The sequence below is a fragment of the Rathayibacter sp. AY1A4 genome (assembly GCF_002930955.1).
Lineage (GTDB): Bacteria > Actinomycetota > Actinomycetes > Actinomycetales > Microbacteriaceae > Rathayibacter.
In genome coordinates, this window is record NZ_PSTN01000013.1 from 67,877 (window position 1) to 84,988 (window position 17,112).

The following is a 17,112-nucleotide window of genomic DNA, read 5'->3' on the forward strand; positions in this document are numbered from 1 at the left end:
TGAAGGGGCGGCAACGGCCGGCGTGGAGTCGCCGGAGCCCTGAGCGGTGACTGGTGCTCCGCGGGGGCGTCGTCACGGGCGAGCCGTGCCTGAGCGCGCGCCGGCGGCGAGCTCGCACAGCTCGTCGGGATTCGCGTCGGCAGTGCCTCCGGCTGCGGTCGGCCTCGTGATCCTGAGCGGGTGTGACGCGGTCACGAGCGAGGGGACCGCGAGGCCGGGACCTGCCTGCGACCCGGCGCGTCGGACCCCCGGATCGACGCCGAACAGACTCGACGCGCCCGCGCAGGCGCTCGGCTCGTCAGCGGGACAGCAGCGCGACGTGGATCTCCTCGGCGAGGAGGTCCAGTGCTCTGGCGTGGGAGGCCAGGAAGGCCCGGCCGTCGCGCGTGATCGAGAAGCGCTCGATGCGCTGCAGCGGGGTCCTTCGGCCTCTCTCGAGGAGCACCAGACCGTGGCGTGAGAGCCGGAGGAGGCGCTTGCGCACCTCGACGACATCGACACGGTCGCCGGAGCGGTGGTCGAGAACCTGTCGGAGGCGGGACTCGTCGCGGTTCTCGCCGGTCGCGAGCGCGATCAGGATGAAGACGTCGGTGCTGCAGTCGAGCCCGCAGGCTCCGCAGCGGTTCGTGCACCGCGCAGGGCGTGCGAGGGACACGAGGAATCGATCGAGGCGCATCACGGGTGTCTCCTGGGGAACGGCGGTCTCCTGCTGCAACGGGAGGAAGGGGCTGGGCCGGTCACCGCCGGCGCGCGTCCGGGAGTCGCCTCATGAGAGCTCCACGCATCAGCGATCGGCCCGGACAGCAGAATCCGGCCCGATCACCATCCCGGTCTGCAGCCGGTGGTGAGGTCGGCTCGGCGGGATCGTCGGGCGATCAGGGCCGTGGACCCACCCGTACCGCTCAGGGGGACTCAGGAGAGAGGGAGGGCGTTGCCGTTGATCAGCAGGAGGTCGTGTCCTCCGACGGCAGCTGTGCTCCCGGCCGCTCCGTCGTCCTTCTCCTCGGCGAGGGGGTGCGACTGCACGACCTTCGTCAGCACGAGCCCGGTGGTCGGGACGGTCCTGGTTCTCACTCTGTGGTGCATCTCGTCGGTCGTCCTCCAGAGGTGGCGGCGCTGCAGGTCGGGCGCAGTGCCGGTCGGGGCGGGACAGCGGAGGAGCGGGCGATCGTGGCGCCCGCTCCCCCGCCTTCTCAACGGCAGCTGCGTGCCGAGTAGTCGACGCTCGTCTGGGTGCTGATGGTCTTCCCGTCGACGACGGCCCTCCCGGTCGCGGCCACCGACCCCGCGGGGATCGAGACCGCGCGGGTGGTGACGGCGCTCGAGGCGGACGCTCCCGGCGCGACTCCGGTCACGGTCTTCGAGCCGAAGGCGGTGACCGTCGTGATGTCCATGATCGAGCGGCTGTCGTTCTTGACCGCAGTGGTCAGGACGACCTTCCCGCTGACGCAGCGGGTCGACGCCGTGGCTGTCACGGTCAGCGGCGACGTGACGGTGACCTTCGCGGTCACAGTCCGGTACGCGGGTGCGACCTCCTCCGTCGGCGTCAGATCGAAGACCGGCCGGCCGTCGGCGGCGTAGTGGATGCGGGCGAGACGGGTGTCGCGGCCGTCACCCCCGACTCCGTTGCCCCAGGTGTGGTAGACGTACAGGTCGTTGCCGTCCTCGTCCTGGGTCACGGCTCCGTGACCGGGACCTTGCTCGTAGGTGCGGTAGTCGACGACGCCGTCGGGCATGGGGACGCTCTGCAGGAGCGGGGCGTCGTACTTCGTCCAGCTCGCGATGTCGGTCAGGTCGCTGCCCTCCTCCGCCCAGGCGCCGCCCACGATGTACTTCGGGCTGACGGCGCTGCTGGAGTAGACGAGCGTGATCCTCCCGTTCCGCTGGATCGCGAACGCTCCCTCGGCCAGGCGGTCCTCGAACGTCAGCGAGGGCACGATGATCGGGGTCGGCTCGCCGATGACGCGGGTGGGGTTCGCGGGATCGACCTTGGCGATCCAGGTCGCCGGGTCGCTCGCTCCGTTGTCGACGTAGCGCTGGGACCAGGCGTAGTACGCGGTCCCACCGGACTCGAAGTAGCTCATGTCGAGGCTGATGTTGCGGCCCGTGCCGGGGCGTGCGAGGGCGCTCCCGTCGCTCTTCAGGACGGCGCGCGGCGCGCTCCAGTCGGAGGGGTTCGCGGGGTCTCCGCCGTCGCGCAGCTGCATGATGTGCGCCTGCACCGTGAACCACTGACCGCCCTGGTTCGACTGGTCGTTGTCCGGGTTGAAGCACGGGGCGAACAGGATCGAGAGCTTGCCGCCGATCTCGTGGATCTCGGGGGCCCAGTAGCAGCCCGCGATCACCTTGCCCTCGGCGGTGCGGTCCATCCGCGTGGTGCGGTTGAGGAGGTCCACCTCACGGGCGCGTCCACCGTTGTCGTCGCTGAGCTGGTCGATGCTGTCGGCGACCCGGATCGGCAGGTGCTGCGAGGCGACGTTGTTGTTGTTCGTGTCGTCCGTGGCGGTGAAGAGGTACTGCGTCTTCCCGTTGCGCTCGTAGCGGTGGATCGTCGGATCCGCGCGGTTGTAGGCGAACGGCTCGTTGTACTGCCGCTGGCGGACGGTCCCGGAGAGGTCGTACGTTCCCGGGCCCTTCGCGGCGAGGTCGGCGAGCTGCTGCTGGTTCCAGTCGATGCCGAGGCTGCCGGTCGAGCCGTCGTTGTACGAGAGCTGCGCCTTCACTCCGGACAGGGCGGAGGTGTCGCCCTGATCGATCGTCTGCGGTGCGACCGAGGATCCGGTGTTGACCGTGCGGCCGAACCTCTTCGCGAGCGAGTCGGCGACGGAGCCGGAGACGGTCAGCGCGCCGCCCGGCAGAGCGTCCGCGACGCGGCCCGGGACTCCGGAGAGGTCGGGAGCGGCGACGGTGGCGGGGCTTCCTCCGAGGACCGCTCCGCGGTTCCCGTCGGTCACGACGACGCTGCGACGGCCGCCGTCCTTCGGCCAGAACGCCTGCGCACGGAGCTCGGTGCGGGCGAGATCCGTGACGGTCGTGTACTTCGCAGCCCCGGAGGAGTCCGTCCAGGAGACGAGGTAGCGGTTCTGGTCGGTGTCGTAGACCGCCTTCGGCCCGACGACGCCGCCGGTGGTGCCGAGGTCGATGAGGCCGAGCTCGGTGAAGTCGGACGCGGTGGCGTCCGTGGCCTTGAAGACCAGAGCGCTCGAGGTCCCGGTGCCGTCGGACGCGCCCGACTGCAGGACGCGGGTGGCGATCACGCCGACGGTGCCGTCGGCGAAGGTGAACAGCGCGGGGTTCGCGAGGCCGCGGGCGTCGGCCTTGTCGGTCCCGGAGAAGACGCCGTCGGCGAAGAGGACTCCCGAGTTGCCCGAGAGCGGTGCCGCGTCGGCGACGGACGAGCCCAGCGCCAGGTGGAGACTGCGGGCGACCGTGTCCTGGTTCGCCTTGTCGTCGCCGGTCGGCGTCCGGGTGTACGACACCACGGTCTTCGCCGTGGAAGCGCTGAGGACGGTGGTGCGGAAGGTCTTCGTCAGCGTGGTGGTGCCGACCTTCACGGAGGCGGTGAGCGCGAGCGCCCGGTCGGTCGCCGTGTCGTTCACGAGGCGGCCGCCGGACAGGCCGGCGCCGTCCGCACTCCACGACACGGTGTAGCCGGCGACCGTGGGCAGAGCGGTTCCGGAGGCGACGGTCGGCGGGACGACGAGGGCGGTGCGCAGGCGCGCCGTGGCGTCGGCCTCGGTGTCCGCGGCGACGGTGACACTGCGCGCGGTGCCGGTGGCGGCGGATCCGGCGAAGGTCGCGGTCGGGGTCAGGGTCACGGTGGCGTTCGCCGATCCGGGTGCCGGGCGGCGCACGGAGCCGTCGGTGCCGATCACCGCGGGGTCGCTGCTCGCCCAGGTGAGGACGGAGCCGCCCGCGCCGCGGGTCGGCAGGGGGAGGTCGCTGGTGACGGGTCCGGTGACGGCGATGGTCGCCGCGGCGGCGTCCGATGCGGCGATCGCGGCGGCGGCCGGAGCCGCGTCCTCGCGCACCTGGTCCTGGGTCAGGGCGGAGGAGTAGACGTGCACGTCGTCCATCGCCCCGGCGAAGAGGGGGTCGGGGCCGTAGAACGACTTGCCGAGGAGGCCGGAGAAGGCGGAGGTGCCGACAGTCGCCGCTCCGGTCGCGGAGGTCGGGGTGGTCTGGGCGAGCCGGCCGTCGACGTAGGTCGAGACGCTGACGCCGCTGCGCAGGACCACGGCGACGTGGCTCCAGCGACCGGTGGCGGCGGGACCGGAGTCGGCCGCACGCTGCTCCGAGCCGTTCTTCACGGCGCCGATCAGGTTGCCTCCGCACTGGGGCGTGGTGAAGAGGTACCGCTCGGTCGACTGCCCGAGCGCGTACGCCCAGCTGCAGCTCTGGTTCCCCTCCCAGCGCAGCCAGGCCGACATGGTCACATCGGTGGTGGCCGCCGTGGTCAGTCCGGGCGCGATCTCGGCGTAGGCGGCGGAGCTGCCCGCGGCACCGCCGGGGAGGCGCAGTGCGCGGTCGGTGCCGCCGCGCGGACCGGCGACGGTCGTCGCTCCGGTCCCGCGCACGGTGGCGGAGCGGCCGGCAGCGGAGTCGGTCAGGGTCGTGCCCGCGCCCACGGCGGAGCCGACAGCGGCGGACGAGGAGAAGTCGTAGGAGAGGACCGGGCTGGGCACCGCGGCCTGTGCGGGTGCCGCGCCGAGCGCAGCCCCTCCCGCTGTCAGGCTCGCGGCGACCAGGAGGGCCGTCGTGCGTCGGAACCGCATTGTTCGTCTACTTCCGTGGGAGAGGTGGATCCGGGGAGAACGGACACGGGGTCCGTGCTCCCTGCTCCGGTGGCCGGAGGCCCCGGAGCGAGAGGAGATCAGGGGAGGGGCGGCTCGGAGCCGCCCCTCCCCCTGTCACCGGCCTAGCGGCAGGTGAGCGCCGAGTACGGCGCGGCGGCCGTCCTGGTGCCGTTCGCGTCCTTCGAGGCGACGCTCACCTCGCCCGCGGCGACCGAGGTCGCCCGGGTGGTGAAGGCGGCGGACACGGACTTGCCGGGAGCGACCCCGGTGAAGGTCCTGCTCCCCCACTGCGAGCCGACGGTCATCTCGACCGTGGAGCCGCTCGTGTTGGTCCCGGTCGCGGTGACCGTCACCTTGCCGGCGACGCAGCGGCTCGAGGCCGAGGCCGTCAGCGACGGTCCGGGAGGAGCCGTGGCGGTGATGGTGGCGATGGCCGGAGTCGCCGCCGAATTGGCGAGCTGTCCGCGCACCTGCACGGTGTCGCCGGCCTTCTTCAGCGAGCTGAGATCGGCCGTCTCCCACGTCACGGCGACCGTCTCGCGGTGGCCGTCCTTGAACGTCGCGCCCACCGTGGCGGGCAGGTCGACGGTGGTCGATCCGGCCTGCACGGTCCGCGCCACGGCGTCGATCGAGGTCACCAGGAGCGACGGGTTCCACTTCGCGGCCAGCGCGTCGCGCTCCTTCGCGGTGATGGAGACGACGGATCCGTGGCGGGGCGACGTCGGCAGCGAGAAGCTGCTGGGGATCGTCCACTGGATGTCGCCCTCGAGCGAGTTCGTGCCGAGCGGGATGTAGCCGCGTCCGCCGTAGTTGTCGGTCCAGAGGAAGTACTTGTAGCCCGCCCGGTCACCCTCGTTGGTCTTGAAGATCTCGGGACCCTCGACCTCCGGCGTTCCGGCGGTGCGGCCGATGCAGGTGTCGATCAGGCTCCACGCGCCGGAGGCGGTGGTGGCCCGCAGGTTCGTCGACTTCTGTCCGATGATGTCGGGCGAGGGGCAGCCGCTGGTCTCGGTCGCCTTCGTGAAGCGGTAGTAGGTGTCGCCGTCCTTGAGCATCGTGGCGTCGATCAGCCCGTTGCGGCTGTTGAGCGAGGGGACGTCGGCGGCCTTGAACCAGACCTCGGGGGTGGTGAACTCCCGGAAGTCGCGGGTGGTGGAGGTGAGGATCTGGGGTCCGTTGCCGTCCTCGACGTTGCGGGTGCTGTCGGTGAAGAGGGCCGAGGTCCAGTAGACGACGTACGCGTCGATGGTGGGGTCGTAGGTGGCCTCCGGCGCCCAGGTCATGCCCGCGTTCGGCAGGTTGACCTCGACGTGGCGCTGCTGGCCCCAGTTGACGAGGTCCGTGGACTCCCAGATCTCGAGGTAGCGGCTGCCGCGGTTGGTCGAGCCGCCGAAGCCGGTGGTGCCGACGGAGAGGTCGGTGGCCATCAGGAAGAAGCGGTCGCCCTCCTTAGAGCGGAAGATGAACGGGTCGCGCAGGCCCTTCGTGCCCAGGGTCGAGGTGAGGATCGGCTGCGCGTCGTTCAGGGTCTTCCACTTGAGCGAGTCGTTGCCGTCGGAGGTCGCGAAGCGGATCTTCTCGCCCTCGATGCTGTCGCCGGTGAAGTACGCGAACAGGTACGCGTCGAGGTCGCTCGCGGCGACGGGGGCCGCGGCCGGAACGGTGCGCGTGAGGGTCCGGACGAGGGGCGTGGTGCCGGGGACGGTGATCGTCGCGGTGAGGGTGACGGTGGTGTCGGTGGACGGACGCGTGAGCGAGCCCTTGGCGACGACGTTCGGCGCGGTGCCCTTGTCGGCGGAGGTGATGACGGCCTCGTTCGACGAGGTCCAGGTCACCACGGCGCTGGCGCTGTTCGCGCGCGCGGCGGTGGTGGCGACGTCGGCTCCGGTCGAGGGCAGGTTCAGGCTGCCGCGCACCGGTCCGGCGAGGGCGGGATCGTTGGCGATGCCGTCGGCGACGGCCCGGGCGAGCTCGGCCTCGGCGCTGTCACCGGCGGCGTACGCCGGGACGGAGACGGTGGTCGCTCGGCCGACGACGGTGATGCCGCCGTGGACGGCGGTCGGGGTCAGCGTGACGGTGGCGTCCGGGCTGCCCGCGGCGGGCCGGGTGACGACGCCGCTGGTGCTGACGACGCCGGGGGCGCTCGACGTCCAGGTGATCGTGGAGCCGTTGGCGCCGGTCGTGGGGAGAGTGAGGTTCGAGGTGACGTTCGAGGTGTCACCGAGCGAGACGGCGGCGTCCTGGTTCGCGAGCACCGAGTGCACGGACGCGGCGCTCTGCTGCACCTGGCCGGCGGTGAGCGCGGAGGTCCAGACCTGCATGTCGTCGATCGCGCCGGCCCAGTAGGCGTCCGCGCCGTAGAAGGACTTGCCGAGGAAGCCGGAGAACGTGGAGGTGCCGATCGCCGAGGCGGCGGTGAAGGTCGTGCTGCCCTGGCCGACGAGGGTTCCGTCGAAGTAGGTCGAGACCGACTGGCCGCCCTTGACGACGACCGCCATGTGCACCCAGCGGTTCGCGGCGACCGGAGTGGTGCCTGCGGCCCGCACCTCGGAGCCGCTCTTGATCGCGCCGAAGCCGGCCGGTCCGCACTTCGTGGTGGAGAGGACGTGGGAGTCGACGCTGGAGCCGAGCGTGAAGGGCCAGGTGCAGTCGGGAGCACCGCTCCAGCGCAGCCAGGCGGACATCGTGACGTCCTGCGTGCCGGCGGGGATCAGGCCCGGGGCGATCCGGACATGGGGGGCGGCCGACGTGCTGGATCCGCCCGGGAGCGAGAGAGCACGGTCGGTGGAGGCGCCGGAGGGGCCGGCGACGCTGGTCGCGCCGGAGTTGATCAGGGTCCCGGGGTGGTTGCCCGGAGCGGAGTCGGCGACGACGGCTCCGTTGGCGAGCGTCGCGCCGATGCCGTCGAACGAGTACTGCAGCGCGGGAGCGGGGACCGTCTCGGCGGCACCGGCGGCCCCGATCGGTCCGAGGACGCCGCCGAGGCAGGCGATGGCGAGCGTCAGCGCGGCGCCCGCTCGAGGGAGGCGTGAGCGCCGGGTGCGCTCCTGCCGGGGGGTTCGTGACATGGGGGGTCCTTCAGGTGAGGGGTCGGAGGGGGAGGACGGAGCCCGCGCGATCGGCCGGCGGAGTGGTGAGTCCGGCGTCCGTCTGGCGGGGAGGGAATCGCCGGAAGGCGGCCCGGGACGCGGGCCTGGCGACCCGTGATCGGGAGGCGGAGGTCGACGTGGGTGCGAGGACGAGACGTCGCGCGCTGCGGGCGCCGACCGCGGTCACCGCGTGGGAGGTGTCGGCCGGGCCGACAGTCATCGGGGCCGGGCGTGGGCCTGCGGCGGGAGGGTGCGGCGGGAGGGTGGTGCTGTCGTCATCATCGACGTTCCTCTCAGGTTCGCCTTCGAACCGGTCGGAGTGGGACGCGAGGCGCGAGGACGCGCTTGCCCACTTCAGGTGTCACCGTACCGACTTTTGTTAACGGTAACAATGGCGGATTCCCGGGCGATGCCGCAGCGACGGCGGGTGTGAGCGCTCTCTCCCTGCGAGCACGGGGATCCGCGTGGACGGATCACCCTCGCCCGGCGGGGCTCGGACCGGATCCGCTCGAGACCGGCACTTGACACCGGCTCCGCGACCGGTCGATGGTTGTCCACGTCAACATGCAGGTCGTGATCAGCTTCCCATCCCACTCGGAGCGTCGGCGCTGACGCGTCCCGCGGCGGGACGACCGGATCACCATCCCGGTCGCTCCGGCGCATCCTCTGCCGTGCTCCGACCCCTTCGGACACGGCTCCTTCCTGCGACCCTCACCCGCGTCCCTTCGGGGACGCCGGATGTCTGTGAAAGGCACCCATGTCCCGGACAACGAAGTCCCACCCCTCCAAGCGCCTGATCGGCGCCCTGATCGCGGCCGTCGTCGGCATCACGACCTTCGGCATCAGCTCGCCCGCCTCTGCAGCCACCGCCCCGGTCGGCCTCGGATCGGCGCAGGAGATCCGCAACCAGCACAGCAGCATGTGTCTCGACGACTTCGACTTCGGCACTCAGCCCGGAGCCGAGGTGCGGCAGTGGAGCTGCACCGAGGGGAGTAACCAGCGCTGGCAGGTCACCGACCTCGGCACCGGCTACGCCGAGATCAAGAACACGTTCAGCAACCTCTGCCTCGACGACTTCGACTTCGGCACCACGCCCGGTGCGGAAGTGCGCCAGTGGAGCTGCAACGGCAGCACCGCGCAGCAGTGGCGGATCACCTCCGTCGGCGGGGGCTACGCCGAGATCGCCAACCGCCACAGCAACCTCTGCCTCGATGACAAGGACTTCGGCCAGCTCGACGGCTCCCCCGTCCAGCAGTGGACCTGCACCGGCTCCAAGGCGCAGCGCTGGGCCCTGACCGACCCGACCGTGCAGAAGATCACCTACACGCTGAACCGCTCGGCGACCCCGACCGCTGACGAGGCCGACGCCTACACCCGCATCACCGCCGCCATGGACCGCGCCGTGGCCCGCTACAACCGCCTCAACAACATCTCCCGCCACCTGACCGTCTCCTACAGCCCCGGCACGCCGACGGCCGACGCGAACATCTACGGTCAGATGCGCTTCGGCTCGAACCGCACCTACATGGTGGAGGGCACGGCGCTTCACGAGATGTCGCACACCGTGGGCGTGGGCACGTCGTCCGGCTTCACCTCCAACTGCCAGAACAACGGCTGGGTCTCCTCCCAGGCACTGCTGCGCACCTGGGACGGAGCGGGCGCGACCCTCAACTGCTCCGGGGTCCACTTCTACCCCTACGGCCTCAACTACAACACCGAGTTCAGCGAGCTGAACTTCGAGCGCCACACCAAGCTGGTGCAGTCCATGCTCAGTGACGGCATGTAGCCGTCACTCGAGGCACGCCCGAACGAGCACCCCGTCGCCCCTCGCGGGCGGCCGGTCCGGCGGGGAGGGGAACCAGAGCCCCCCTCCCCGCTGGCGCCGGATGCCCGGACGCCTCCATCCGGAGGCGCTGGGCAGCGGAGCGCTCGGGAGTCGAGGAGGGCCCCTCGACCGGGTGGTCGCAGCCGACGTGCCGGACGCCGCACCCTGGGGAGGGGGCGTCCGGCACGTCTTCCTCGTTTCCGCTCCGTCCGGTCCGCCGGACGCCACGGAGGCGCAGGACGGGCGGACTCTGCGGGCGCTAGCGGTTCTGCTCGAGGGTGGTCGGAGCGGTCCGATCCGTGTCCGGCGCCTCGGTGCCGACCGGTTCCGCCTCTCCGCTCGCCGCGGCCTCCCGCAGGTACTGCGCCGACATGACGCGGTAGGAGCGGGTGAGCATCGCCGCGCCGGCCGCGATGATCATGACGACTCCGCCGACCAGGAACACCAGCGCGATCCCCCGGCCGATGCCGTCGCCGAGCAGCCCGCCGAACGCCGAGCGCCCGGCCGGCGACTCCATGTACGGGATGAGCGCGAACTCGGCGATCGGGGCGATGAGGAACGACGTGATCGGAGCGGCGGCCGACTCGAACGCCGCCGCGAAGCCGAAGACGCGCCCCTGGGTCTCGAAGGGGACGACCTTCTGGATCACCGTCTGCTCGGCGGCCTCGACCGCCGGGATCAGGGTCATGTAGATCCAGATGCCGCCGGCGTAGAGCCACCACCAGTCGCGGAGGGTGAAGACCGCGCCGATCAGGCCCATCGCCATCACGAGCAGCAGCATCGTCCGGATCGGGTTCCTCCCGAGGCCGAACCTCGCGACGAGCAGACCGCCGATGACGAAGCCGGTCGCCGTCACTCCGAGCACCACGCCCCACAGCTCGACCGGGAACAGCTCGAGGCCGTACGGGTCCATCAGCGCCATGTAGACGCCGCCGATCAGGTTGTTGAACGTCGAGAAGACGATGAGCGCGAACAGCCCGGTCGCCGCCCGCACCGCGGTGATGCTGCCGCGCAGATCGATCAGCGGCGCCCTCTCCCCCGTCGGCGCGGGCCGGTCCTCCGGGATGCGCAGGAAGAGGAGGTGCAGGAGCGCGGCGGCGGAGAGGCCGATCGCGATCACCAGCGTCCACCCCATGCCGAGCAGGCCGATGGCGAGCCCGCTGAAGACGCTCGTCACCACGAAGGCGAGGCCCTGGACCGTGCCGACGAGGCCGTTCGCGCGGGCGTGCCCCTCCACCGGGACCAGCAGGGTCACCGTCGTGGAGAGGGCGATGTTGCGCAAGTTCTCGATGACGGCGCCGAAGAGGATCGTGCCCGAGAACACCCAGAACCAGGGGGCGCGGAAGTCCAGGAGCGCCGCCTCGGGCAGCGCGAGGAAGAGACCGCCCGCGACGCCGAACGACACGAGCGTGACCGCCCCGGCGAAGACCATGACGCGGAACTTGCGGTGCCTGTCCACGATCGTGCCGAAGGCCATCGCGAAGACCGCGACGAGCAGCATGTAGGCGCCGCCGATGATCCCGGTCGCCAGGACGGAGCGCGTCTCGAGGTACACCCAGAACGTGAGCGCGAACCAGAGGAAGCTCGTCGTCACGTTCGCGACGGCGGTGTTGAGGAGGATCTGGTGGAAGTAGCGGAGCCTCGTCGAGGCGTCGACGGCGGCTCCGGGCACGGGGGCGGTCGAGGACACGGCTTCCCTCCGCTCGCGACGGCGCCGTCGGTCCCGCGGCGGGAGTCGAGGGTCGTCGCAGCCACTGTAGGACCGCGCCGTCGGCGAGTCGAGAGGGGCCGGGCGTCCGGCGGGGATGCGCTGCCGCCGCCCGCGCGGAACGAGGGCGCCGCCGCCCTCCCGGCATCGTCCGCTCCTCCTGGACGTGTGCTCCGTCGGCGCCGCGGCCTCACCGGAGGCATCCGAAGCGCCGACGAACCGGCGGTGCGGATCCGGGCGGGCGCGAGCGCCGCGCACAGCGCGACGCCGGCCCCGCGGGAGGGAGCCGGCGTCGTGCCGTCGCGGTTCCGGCTACTCGAGCAGCTTGCCCGCGGTGGCGACCTCGCCGCTGATCAGCGCCTGGATCTCCTCCGGCACCGCGGGGATCTCCTCGCGCGTGATCCCCGTGGAGGGCGACCAGACGAGGTTCACCTGGAGGGCCGGGTCGATGTCCGGGTAGTCGCTGCGGTTGTGGCAGCCGCGGCTCTCCCGGCGCTCGAGCGCTGCCTCGAGGGTGGCCCGCGCGGCCATCGCGGCCGACTTGAGGTCGAAGGCGTGGGCGAGGTCCTGGAAGCCGGCGATGTCCGGGTGCACGCCGATGTCGGCGATGCGCGCCTCGATCGCGTCCAGCTCGGCGAGCCCGGCGAGCAGGCCCTCCTCGTCGCGGACGACTCCGGCGTGCTCGGTCATCGTGTTGCGGATCGCGCGCTGCAGGGCGCGGACGTTCTCGGTGCCGTCGGCCGCGAGCAGGCCGGCGATCTCGTCGCGGGCGACCTGGACGGACGCGGCCGAGCGCGTCTGGGCGGTCAGTGAGGCGGAGTACTCCGCCGCCGCCTGCCCGACGATGCGGCCGAACACCAGCAGCTCGATCAGCGAGTTGCCGCCGAGGCGGTTGGCGCCGTGCAGTCCACTGGAGGCCTCTCCGATCGCGTAGAGCCCGGGGACGTCGGTGCTGTGGTCGTCCGAGCGCACCCAGACCCCGCCCATCGAGTAGTGCGCCGTGGGCGCGATCTCGATCGGGTCCTTCGTGATGTCGAGCATCTGCAGCTCGAGCATCGTCTGGTACACCCGCGGCAGCCGGGTCATGATCGTCTCGCGCGGCAGGTGCGAGACGTCGAGCCAGACCCCGCCGTTCGGCGTGCCGCGACCCTCCTTGATCTCGGTGTAGCAGGCGAGGGCGACGCGGTCGCGGGTCGAGAGCTCGAGGCGCTCGGCGTCGTACTTGCCCATGAAGCGCTCGCCGAGGCCGTTGCGGAGGATGCCGCCCTCGCCGCGCGCGGCCTCGGAGATCAGCGTCCCGGCCGCGTTCTCGGGCTCGATGATGCCCGACGGGTGGAACTGGACGAGCTCGGGGTCGCGCAGGCGGCCGCCGGCCTCGACGGCCAGGCGGAACGAGTCGCCCGTGTTCTCGTCGCGGCGGGAGGAGGTGCGGCGCCAGATGCGGTTGTGCCCGCCCGCGGCGAGGATCACCGCATCCGCGTGGATCAGGTAGCGGGTGCCGTCGACGAGGTCGAAGCCGTAGGCGCCGAACACGGCTCCGTCCTCGTTGACGAGGATGCGCGTGACGTACACGGTGTCCAGGATCGGGATCTCGAGTTGGGCGGCCCGGTTGACGAGCGTGCGCTGGATCTCGAGGCCGGTGTAGTCGCCCGCGAAGGCGGTCCGGCGGTAGGTGTGCGCGCCGAAGAAGCGCTGCGAGATGCGGCCGTCGTCCTCGCGGGCGAACGGCATGCCGTAGCGCTCGAGGTCCTGGATGCCGCGGGCGGCGTTGGAGGTGACGATCTCGACCGTGTGCGGGTTGGCGAGCTGGTAGGACTCGGTGATGGTGTCGGCCGCGTGCTGCTGCCAGCTGTCGTCGGGGTCCATCGTGGCGAGGGCGGCGTTGATGCCGCCGGCGGCGAGGGAGGTGTGCGCGTCCGACTTCGAGCGCTTGCCGAGCGCGAGGACGTCGACGCCCGCCTCGGCGAGCTCGATCGCGGCGCGCAGGCCCGATCCGCCGGTGCCGATGACGAGGACGGAGGTGGAGATCCGACGCTCCGGTGCGGTGGTCTCTGAAGTGGTCATGCCTCCACGCTAGGCACGGCGCTTCGATTACTCCAATGCATAATGCTGGGCACGGCCATGCGCATAGGGTATGCATGTGGATCTCGAGCAGCTCATCGGATTCGTCGAGGTCGCCCGCCTCGGCAGCTTCACCCGCGCCGCCGAGGAGCTGCATCTCGCGCAGCCCTCGCTGAGCCGCCGGATCGCCGCGCTGGAGCAGGACCTCGGCTCCGAGCTCTTCCACCGGGCGCGCTCCGGCAGCACCCTCACACCGGCCGGCGAGCTGCTGCTGCCGCTCGCCCGGCGCATGCTCGCCGACGCCGGATCGGTGCGCCGCGAGCTGGCCGAGCTGGCCGGGCTCGAGCGCGGCCGGGTGCGGTTCGGCGCGACGCCGACGCTCTGCATCAGCCTCGTCGCGGAGGTGCTGCACGCGTTCCACTCCGCGCATCCCGCCGTGGAGCTGCACCTCGCCGAGGACGGGTCGCGGAGCCTCTTCGACCGGCTGGCACGGGGCGAGCTCGACCTGGCGCTGGTGACGACCTCGACCGCGGCCGCTCCCGGCGCCTTCACGGTGACCCCGCTGCTCGTCGAGGAGCTCGTCGTGGTCTCCTCCGCCGCGGAGCCTCCCCTCGCCGCGACCGGCGCGCTCGATCTGGCGGCGGTCGCCCGCCTCCCGCAGATCGTCTTCAACTCCAGCTACGACCTGCGCCGCACGACCGACGCCGCGTTCGCCGCCGCGGGCCTGGAGCCGGACGTGGTGCTGGAGGGCGCCGAGATGGACGCGGTGCTGCGCTTCGCCGAGCGGGGCCTCGGCGTCGCGGTCGTCCCGGCGATGGTGCTGCAGGGGCGCCCGGGCCTGCGCTCGATCCGCATCGAGGAGCCGACGCTCGAGAAGCCCACGCTGACCCGGACGATCAGCCTCGCGCGCCCGGCGGACCTCGCGCCGACCGCCGCGGCGCGGGTCATGCAGCGCACCATCACGGCGACCGCCCGCGCCTTCGCCGCCCAGGCCGGCGGCACGATGCGCCTGGCCGACAGCCGCTGACCGAGCGGGGGTCTAGAGGCGCCGCTGCTCGACCAGCAGGACGGCGGACATGCTGATCGAGCAGCCCCGGAGGGCGTATCGAGATCCCCCCGCACGCGCAGGAGCGCCCCCGGCCCCGCAGGGCCGGGGGCGCTCCCCGGTGGTTCAGCCGTGCGCTACGAGCACGGGCGCGCCGCGTACGGAGCGCTCACCTCCGTCTCGACGGGGGCGCCGTTCATCGTGGCCGTGGCCTCGACGGTCACCGCACCGGCGGGCAGGTTCGCCTGACGGGTGGTGAAGGCGTGCGACACGGTCTTGCCGGGCGCCACCGAGGTGAACGACTTCGTGCCGGACGTCGACGTGAAGGTCACGCCGACGGGGACGTCGGAGCCGTTGCTCGCCTGGACGGTGACGATCGCCTTGCCCGCGATGCAGCGGGTCGCCGCGCTCGCCGTGATGTCGAGCGCCGGAGCCGCCTCGCCCTCGGTGAAGGCGAAGGTGTCGAGCTCGAACAGGTCGCCGGAGGGTCCGGAGTAGCTGAAGAACACGTCGTGCACTCCCGTCGCTCCGGTCAGCGCGGCGCTGACGTCGGTCCACTCACCGGTCGTCCCGTTCACCGCGACGGTGCCCGCGACGGGCCCGGTCTCGGAGTCGAGGCGGACGGTGATGGTGCCGCCGGCCTGCAGCGCCTTGGCCTTCGCGGTGAACGTCGCGGCTCCGGTGTCCCCGAAGTCGACGGCGGACAGCGCGGTCCAGTCGCCGTTGTCGAGGTCCTTCAGCACGAGGTTCTGCGTCGCGCCCGCGGCGGGGGTGCCGAGCGGCGCCGTGGCGATGCCCTTGCTCCAGCCGATGGTCTCGGCCGGGAAGGTGCGGTACGGATCGAAGTCCTTCACCTGGTCGACGCCCTTGTAGTCGCCGACCACCTGCTGCACCGTGCCGTCGGCGTTGAACTGCAGCTCCTGGATGTGCGGGCTGCGGTACCCCTGGGTGGTGTCGCCGTTGATCCGCTTGTTGAGCGTCGGCGCGTGGTAGGTGAAGTAGTACTTGCCGCCCAGCTCGAAGACCGACTGGTGGTTGTTGCCGCCGGTGCCGGCTCCGAAGAAGCGGCTCTGGTTCGGGAACATCACGCCGGCGTAGTTCTCCTTGGGCCAGGACATCGGGTCGTCCGAGATCATGTAGCCGATCTCGCCGCCGCCCGGGTAGCCGGGCTCGCGGGTCTGGTTGCCGCCGAAGTCGTTGCCGCCGAAGTGGGACGAGTACGAGAGGTAGTACTTGTCCTGGCGCTTGAACACCTGGGCCGCCTCGAACGCGACGGGCGCGTCCACGACGGCGGAGGTGCCCTGGGTCGAGATCATGTCGTCGCCGAGCTCGATCACGCGGATGTTCTTCGGGTTGTTGAAGCGCTCGGCCGCGGGGAGCGCGGTCGAGGCGGGTCCGCCTCCGAAGAACAGGTAGCCCTGGCCGTCGTCGTCGACGAGCGGTGCCGGGTCGAACTTCCACGCGACCGCCTCGGCGCCCGGGGTGGACGCGTTGATGAGCGTGGAGGTGCGCTGGCTGGTCCACGGGCCCACCGGCGAGTCGCCGGTGATCACGTTGCTGGAGCCGCCGCCGTTGGCGTAGTAGAGGAAGTACTTGTCGACGCCGTTCACGGTCTTCTTCGCCATGCCGGGAGCCCACGAGTTGCCGGTGTAGGGCGCGACTCCGGTGGAGCCGGCGACCTGGATCTCGCCGTGGTCGGTCCAGTTGACGAGGTCGTCCGAGGAGATCACGGTGATCTGGTTGATCTTGCCGTAGTCGATGCCCGCCGAGACGCCCGTGGCGGGGTTCGGAGCGTAGCCCTGGGTGTCGTTCGTCATGTACATGTACACGCGGCCGTTCTCGACGAAGCCGAAGCCGTCGGCGCCGAACTTCCAGCCCATGAGCGGGTTGTGGTCGCCCGGGATCTTGCCCACGACCTCGATGGTGCGCGAGGCGGGCGCGGGAGGCGCCGCTCCGACCAGCGAGACGTCGTCGAGCTTGTAGTCCATGAGGTGCGTCTCGGGCGCGGCCGACGGAGTCGCGGTCCACGGCGTCTCGAAGAAGAGGCGCGCGGTGGCGACGCTCTGCCCGGCGGGGATGGTGAACGATCCGTTGATCGTCGCCCACTGCCCCTTCGTGGCGGTGACGCTCGCGAGGTTCGTGTAGGTGCCTCCGCCGTAGTGCATGGTGGCGAAGAACTGCTTGGTCGCGGGGCTCGCGGCGTTCTCGTACTTGATCTGCGCCTTGACCTGGTAGGTCTGGCCGGCGACGACCTTGCCGCTGAGGTCCTGCATGGCGCCCGCGCCGGTGGTCGTGCGGCCGGTGACGAGCGCTGCGGCGGAGCCGGTGCGCGCGTCCGTGGTCGTCGCGATGGTGCCGGCGTCGGCGGCGTTGCCGTTGTTGACGAACCAGCTGCTGATGCCGCTCTCGAAGCCGCCGTTGACGATGAGCTCCGCCTCAGCGGCGGACGAGGTCTGGGCGGCGAAGGGTGCCACCAGGAGCGCGGTCAGCGCGGCCGTGGCCAGCAGCCTCAGCCGCAACCGCCCCTTCGGAGCGGCTTCTCGTTGTGGTGATCTCACGGATCCTCCTTGATCGTGTCGTGCAGGAGA

Annotated in this window: 9 protein-coding genes; 2 read left to right on the forward strand and 7 right to left on the reverse strand. The window is 71.5% G+C overall.

The features are described 5' to 3' along the window. Window positions 1–298 precede the first annotated feature (298 nt). The 4 genes from C5B92_RS09635 to C5B92_RS09645 all read right to left on the reverse strand — a co-directional run bounded on the left by C5B92_RS09635 (window position 299) and on the right by C5B92_RS09645 (window position 7,864). The gene (locus tag C5B92_RS09635) at window positions 299–679 is read right to left on the reverse strand and encodes a hypothetical protein (RefSeq protein ID WP_104340708.1); all 381 of its coding nucleotides are present in this window, start codon (window positions 677–679) and stop codon (window positions 299–301) included. Between the two features lie 233 nt (window positions 680–912). Then, entirely contained in the window at window positions 913–1,074 is a 162-nt protein-coding gene (locus tag C5B92_RS17290; protein WP_181028785.1) for a hypothetical protein, read from the reverse strand. Window positions 1,075–1,193: 119 nt separating this feature from the next. Further along, the gene (locus C5B92_RS09640) at window positions 1,194–4,775 is read right to left on the reverse strand and encodes a LamG-like jellyroll fold domain-containing protein (RefSeq protein WP_104350344.1); all 3,582 of its coding nucleotides are present in this window, start codon (window positions 4,773–4,775) and stop codon (window positions 1,194–1,196) included. 143 nt (window positions 4,776–4,918) lie between these two features. After that, complete coding sequence (locus C5B92_RS09645) at window positions 4,919–7,864, reverse strand: immunoglobulin-like domain-containing protein (protein WP_104255521.1); 2,946 nt, start codon at window positions 7,862–7,864, stop codon at window positions 4,919–4,921. A 778-nt stretch (window positions 7,865–8,642) separates the two neighbouring features. On the opposite strand from C5B92_RS09645, the gene C5B92_RS09650 reads away from it, so the two are divergent. Next, window positions 8,643–9,671 carry an RICIN domain-containing protein gene (locus C5B92_RS09650; protein WP_104350345.1) on the forward strand — a complete coding sequence of 343 codons (1,029 nt, stop codon included), beginning with the start codon at window positions 8,643–8,645 and terminating at the stop codon, window positions 9,669–9,671. 298 nt (window positions 9,672–9,969) lie between these two features. On the opposite strand, the gene C5B92_RS09655 is transcribed toward C5B92_RS09650, so the two are convergent. Beyond that, a complete protein-coding gene (locus C5B92_RS09655; RefSeq protein WP_104350346.1) occupies window positions 9,970–11,400 on the reverse strand; it encodes an MFS transporter in 1,431 nt (476 codons plus the stop codon). Window positions 11,401–11,730: 330 nt separating this feature from the next. After that, a complete protein-coding gene (locus C5B92_RS09660) occupies window positions 11,731–13,482 on the reverse strand; it encodes an L-aspartate oxidase (protein ID WP_104224384.1) in 1,752 nt (583 codons plus the stop codon). 70 nt (window positions 13,483–13,552) lie between these two features. Here C5B92_RS09660 and C5B92_RS09665 point away from each other — a divergent pair, with 70 nt between their 5' ends. After that, window positions 13,553–14,506, forward strand: coding sequence for a LysR family transcriptional regulator (locus C5B92_RS09665; protein WP_104255515.1), 954 nt, complete (start codon window positions 13,553–13,555; stop codon window positions 14,504–14,506). A gap of 155 nt (window positions 14,507–14,661) precedes the next feature. Here C5B92_RS09665 and C5B92_RS09670 read toward each other — a convergent pair whose 3' ends face one another. Continuing rightward, entirely contained in the window at window positions 14,662–17,082 is a 2,421-nt protein-coding gene (locus C5B92_RS09670; protein WP_219814253.1) for a family 43 glycosylhydrolase, read from the reverse strand. Between the last annotated feature and the right edge of the window lie 30 nt (window positions 17,083–17,112).

Coding starts and splice junctions, on each gene's coding strand:
- C5B92_RS09660 (WP_104224384.1), bottom strand. CDS start 13,482: ATGACCACTTCAGAGACCACCGCACCGGAGCGTCGGATCTCCACCTCC.
- C5B92_RS09650 (WP_104350345.1), top strand. CDS start 8,643: ATGTCCCGGACAACGAAGTCCCACCCCTCCAAGCGCCTGATCGGCGCC.
- C5B92_RS09640 (WP_104350344.1), bottom strand. CDS start 4,775: ATGCGGTTCCGACGCACGACGGCCCTCCTGGTCGCCGCGAGCCTGACA.
- C5B92_RS09645 (WP_104255521.1), bottom strand. CDS start 7,864: ATGTCACGAACCCCCCGGCAGGAGCGCACCCGGCGCTCACGCCTCCCT.
- C5B92_RS09665 (WP_104255515.1), top strand. CDS start 13,553: ATGCATGTGGATCTCGAGCAGCTCATCGGATTCGTCGAGGTCGCCCGC.